This window comes from Halorubrum sp. SD612, from assembly GCF_002135005.1.
The window spans coordinates 1-4,471 of sequence record NZ_NEWI01000177.1 but is presented as its reverse complement, the minus strand read 5'-3'; the positions used below and the strand labels follow the sequence as shown (position 1 = coordinate 4,471).

The following is a 4,471-nucleotide window of genomic DNA, read 5'->3' as shown; positions in this document are numbered from 1 at the left end:
GCGCTCCCAGACAGTCGGAAATCCCCGACAGAACGCGGTTTCAAACTCTCTGAGCTGGTCGTGAAGCGTCGTGTAACACGGTGAGAGGAGACCAGCGATCTGGGTAATGCTGAGGAGTGTGTCAGCGTAGAGGATGAAGCCGATGAGGAACTCACCTGGGGTGAGTTCCGAATCGTAGAAGGGTGTCCCTCGCGTGTACGTGGTTTTCCAGTCACAGCGGCCACACCAGATACGGTCAGAGCCGTTGAGAGCGTGGAGGTTGTCTGCGCCGCAGTGTGGACAGGAGCGTTCTTCCCACACCGTCTTGAGACGCCGCTCGACGATGGCGTCGAGCGGCTCGGGCCGAAATTCTATTACCCCAAGTTCCGCAAGTTCCGCTAGCCTCTGGCCGAAGGCAGGACGGTCTTCACACATACCCGTCTTTGCCAGGCCAGAGGCACTAATACTCCTGGTTCCGCCAGTCTACTGAAGAGCGAGAACGCCTGTCCGGCGGCGGCGGGGAGGATCTCAGTCCAGTTCGCGGCGATTGTGGCGAAGTCGGGCGAGAGGTAGTAGGCGTACGCCGCACTCGCGCCGTCGAGGGTGAACCCGTACGCGGCCAGTCCGACGAGCAGGACGAGTATGGCCGGCACCATCACCTTCACGCTCAGTTCGATCCCCCGCCTGACGCCGGCGGCGATGATCCCGACGACGAGCAGCATGAACATGGCGTGGAAGAGGAGGGTGTCGAGCCCGGTCGAGACCGACTCGTACAGCGCGTCCGCGGCCGCCGGGTCGGCGACGGTGAACCCCTCTGTGATCCCGATGAGCGTGTAGCGCAGGAACCACCCCGCGACGACGCTGTAGTACGAGAGGATGATGAAGCCGGTGACGACGAACAGCCAGCCGGCGGACGACCAGACGCCGCTGCCCAGTTCCCGAAGCGCCCCGACTGGGTTCCGGTCGGTGCGGCGCCCGATGACGAACTCCACGAGGATCGCCGGGAACCCGATCAGCGCGACGAACGCGAGGTAGGTGATCAGAAACGACGATCCGCCGTACTGGCCGGTGATGAACGGGAACCGCCAGATGTTCCCCAGCCCGACCGCGCTCCCGACCGCGGCGAGGATGAACCCCGCCCGCGTCGCCCACGTCTCGCGTGCCATTGGTGTGCTGGATGAAATCCCTCTCCCCGATAAAAACGTGTCTCTCTGGGCCGTTTGCTGCTGATAATCGAACATGATCGATCGGTCACCGGCCCGGAGACGAACGTTCGCCGCCGTGCGTCCGTCGACACGTCGGCCGGTCGGACCCGCATCGGGGACCGTGAATTTAATAGCCGGACAGGGACCTCACGAGGTATGGAACGCGTAGATGTCGCGATCGTGGGCGGCGGGCCGGCCGGGTCGTCCGCGGCGCACGCGGCCGCGACCGGCGGGGCGGACGCCCTGGTCGTCGAGAAAGGGGTCCCCCGGGCCGACCGCGACGGCCTCGGTCCCGACTCGACCGACGCGGCCGGGATCTTGGACTACTGGGTGGACATCATGGGGATCCACCCCGACGAGTTCGACGACGGAGTAATTCAACGCGAGCTGAACCGCGCCGAGTTCCGTGGGCCCGACGAGTCGGCGACGCTCACTTCCACCGGCATCGACTCCTCGTACGACAAGTTCGGCTACACCTTCCAGCGGGCGCGGTTCGACGACTGGCTCCGCGACCGAGCCGAGGAGGCCGGGGCCGAGTACCGCGTCGGGACCTCCGTCCGCGGCGTCGACACTGACCTCTCGGTGGGCCCCGCCGACGGCGATCCGCGCCACACGCTCGAAATCGCGGACGGCGGCACCGTCGGCGCCGACTTCGTTGTTCTCACCGACGGCCCGCAGCGGACGGTGACGAACCGCGTCCTCGACGAGTACCTGCCCGCGGACGCGCAGGCCTCCGAGCGGTTGGCCTCCAAGACCGCGAACCACATCGCGTATCAGGAGTATCGGCGCGTTCCCGAAGACGTGTTCGAGGAGGTCGAGGACGCGCTCGTCTTCTGGTGGGGCGTGATGCCGGGCGAGACCGCGTACCCGTGGATATTCCCGAACGCGGACCGCGTCTGCCGGGTCGGGCTGACGATGCCGATCGGCCTCGACATCGACGAGATCGACGCCTCGGAGTACGCCCTCCTCCGCGAGGATGACGAGTCGATCCCGCAGGGTGGCGAGTACATCCGCCGACTCTTGGAGTGGCAGTACGGCGACGAGTACGACATCGAGGAGGAATTCCCACTTGTCGAGGACGCGGGCAAGCGGGGCGGGACGGAGACGTACCCGATCTCGTCTACCCGGCCGATCGACTCGCCCGTGGAGGCCGGCATCGCGGTCGCGGGCGGCGCGATGGGGACCACGTCGGCGTTCCACGAGGGCGGCGATCACGTCGCGGTCCGAACCGGCGCGATCGCGGGCGAACTCGCCGCCGAGGGCGACTTGGCCTCGTATAACCGCCGCTGGAAGGAAGCGATCGGCGACGAGGTCGTCCGCAACGTGACGATGGCCGACATGGTCGCGGAGTACGAGCCCGCCGACTGGGACCGCGTCATCGGCGCGGCCGACGCGATGCTCGCCGCCGAGACCGGCGACGACCTCCTCTCGCAGCCGTACCGCTCCGGGTGGGAGTCGCTCAAGCTGCTGGTCGGTTACAAGTGGAACAAGCGCCGGGTGAAGAAGGGGTACGTCGGCATCGACGAGAGCGAGTACGTGTACTGACCCGCGGACGCCGTCGACCGCGTCGCCGGCGGCGCTGCCCCCGACGAGACCGGTCCCGCTACCGGATCACGGGCGCCGCCAGCTCCACCGGCTCCACGTCGATCCCCGCCACGTCAACCGGTTCGGTCTCGTGGGTCGGCCACCGACCGGTCTTCGTGAGCCGCTCCGTCAGGTCCGGCGCGACGAGGTGCGTGTCCTCGCTTTTCGTTCCTCGGACCGTCGGATTCCACGCGTAGCCCATCGGCCACCGGACGGGCTCGTCGCCGTCGGGCGTCGCTATCCACTCTCGGCCCGCGAACCCGGCCGCGCCGCCCTGGTGGTGCTTCTCCCATTCGTCGGCGAAGCCGACCGCGTCGTACGCCTCTCGGATCGCCTCGAACACGTCACCGGCGGCGTCGGGGGCGTCCGCGGACCCGGCGTCACCGTCTCCTCCGACGAGCGTCCCGGCCGCCGCGGCCTCGGTGGCTCGGATCGCGGTGGCCTCGACGCGCGCCGCGGCGCGGTGTCGCTCCTCGAACCAGTCTGGCGCGTCGAAGGCCACCGTCCGCGTCATCGAGGCGTAGAGCCCCGCCCGCTCCGCGGTGACCGAGACGAGCGCGTAGTCGCCGAGCGCGGCGTCGCTCGGGGTGTAGTGGCGGAACGCCTGCGCTCGCTCCGCGCCGCCGACGAGGACGACCGGCGTGTCCACGTCGCGGGAGGCGAGCGAGATGTCAATGCCGGCCGCGACCTCATACTCCGGGTCGTCGGGTTCGAGGTTCCGGCAGACGGTCTCGACGGCGGCCGCGACCTCCCGACCCAGCTCGCGGTACCGCTCGACGTCGTCGTCGGTGAGGGGTTGTCGGAGCCGGCTCCCGTCGACCGCCTCGAAGCCGGGCACGTCGAAGTCCGCGGCGGCGCGCGCGGGCGACCGCTCGGCGACCGCCGCGGCGAGTGAGTCGGCGTACCACGGGAACGATTCGACCGCGAACGCGTCCGGAAGCTCCTCGTCGGCGAGCCGGTCCGCCTCGATGTCGTCGGCGATCACGCGGAGTTCGCTGTCGTAGCCAGCGGCCGCGACGCCCGTCGCCGCGTCGGCGTCCACGACGTTGTCGCCGCCGGTGAGCCACGCGAACCCGTTCGGCCGCGCGAACCAGACCGCTTCGAGTCCGCGCTCGGTGAGGTAGGCGTCCAGCCTGTCCGTGCGGGCGGCAAGGTCGACCATACGGACGGACTGTCGCCGAACGGGTAAAACCGGTCGGAACCCGTCTGCGCGCGGACGCCGTGCGACCGCTCCGTACCCGCCGTCCGGTCGACACCGACCGACGACCCACCTGGGCCGCGACCGTCGCCGCGCTGTCTCCCGATCGAGCCGCCGGGCCGGCCCCGCGGGCGGTTCGAAACGAAAGGTTCAATTACGTCCCACGGAAATGACGAGATGCGTCAGTAAGCCCCTTCGGGTTGGTAGTCTAGTCCGGTTATGACACCTCCTTGACATGGAGGAGGCCGGCGGTTCAAATCCGCCCCAACCCACTTTCTTGCGGCCGATACCACACGACGGCGGGGGTCCCGGATGTAATCACCGGACGATATAGCGACGAGTTCAGCGGAGGCAGTGCGTTATTCTATCTAACTGAACACTCAGCTTTGAACGTTGAAGTAGGAGCATGACGTAGGCGGTAGTGAAGACGGATGATGCCGATTACGGACTTCTTGTCGTGTACGCGTGTGTTTGACGAGTTCGAATCGCTGTCATCAGCTCAACG

At 67.8% G+C, this 4,471-nt stretch carries 2 protein-coding genes, 1 tRNA gene and 2 pseudogenes; 2 read left to right on the top strand and 3 right to left on the bottom strand.

Features of this window, described 5'->3' with window-relative positions:
- Positions 1 to 414 (bottom strand): annotated as a pseudogene (locus tag B9G38_RS14405) (IS1595 family transposase); the annotation flags it as partial.
- Between the two features lie 14 nt (positions 415 to 428).
- Positions 429 to 1,145: pseudogene (locus B9G38_RS14400) on the bottom strand (sodium-dependent transporter); the annotation flags it as partial.
- Between the two features lie 195 nt (positions 1,146 to 1,340).
- Between B9G38_RS14400 and B9G38_RS14395 the strand changes: the two are divergent.
- Positions 1,341 to 2,729: an NAD(P)/FAD-dependent oxidoreductase gene (locus B9G38_RS14395; RefSeq protein ID WP_086220829.1), complete on the top strand. Its 1,389-nt coding sequence runs from the start codon at positions 1,341 to 1,343 to the stop codon at positions 2,727 to 2,729.
- A gap of 58 nt (positions 2,730 to 2,787) precedes the next feature.
- Here the strand turns inward: B9G38_RS14395 and B9G38_RS14390 are convergent, their stop codons facing one another.
- Positions 2,788 to 3,930, bottom strand: coding sequence for a Xaa-Pro peptidase family protein (locus tag B9G38_RS14390; protein WP_086220828.1), 1,143 nt, complete (start codon positions 3,928 to 3,930; stop codon positions 2,788 to 2,790).
- Between the two features lie 233 nt (positions 3,931 to 4,163).
- On the opposite strand from B9G38_RS14390, the gene B9G38_RS14385 reads away from it, so the two are divergent.
- Positions 4,164 to 4,238: transfer RNA gene (locus tag B9G38_RS14385), tRNA-Val, on the top strand.
- Positions 4,239 to 4,471: the final 233 nt, after the last annotated feature.

What these genes read in the sequence shown, in the direction of transcription:
- B9G38_RS14390 (WP_086220828.1), bottom strand. Translation starts at nt 3,930, where the DNA reads ATGGTCGACCTTGCCGCCCGCACGGACAGGCTGGACGCCTACCTCACC.
- B9G38_RS14395 (WP_086220829.1), top strand. Translation starts at nt 1,341, where the DNA reads ATGGAACGCGTAGATGTCGCGATCGTGGGCGGCGGGCCGGCCGGGTCG.